At 72.2% G+C, this 374-nt stretch carries 1 protein-coding gene; it reads left to right on the top strand.

Annotation, left to right across the window (positions count from 1 at the left end; translation table 11 throughout):
- Nucleotides 1-374, top strand: a 374-nt coding sequence (locus tag AC5Y7E_RS24295) for an AMP-binding protein (protein WP_499950963.1), incomplete at both ends; no start/stop codon positions are given.

Raw genomic sequence — 374 nt, 5'->3', positions numbered from 1 at the left:
TTTGACTTTTCGGTGTGGGAGATCTGGGCCGCCCTGCTGCACGGGGGGCGCCTGGTGGTGGTGCCCGACGAGGTCACCGGCGCCCCGCAGGACTTCCACGACCTGCTGATCGCCGAGGGGGTCACCGTGTTGACCCAAACCCCCTCCGCGGTGGCCGCGTTGTCCCCGCAGGGCTTGGAATCGGCCGCGCTGCTGCTCGGCGGGGAAGCCTGCCCGCCCGAGGTGCTCGAGCAGTGGGCGCCCGGACGGCTGGTGATCAACGCCTACGGCCCCACCGAAGCCACGATCTACGCCGCGATGAGCGCCCCCCTGCACCCCGGGGTCACCGCGGTGCCGATCGGCGCGCCGGTGCCCGGTACGGCGTTGTTCGTCCT

It is taken from the genome of Mycobacterium sp. NGS17 (assembly GCF_059813205.1).
This window is presented reverse-complemented; position numbering and strand designations above follow the sequence as displayed.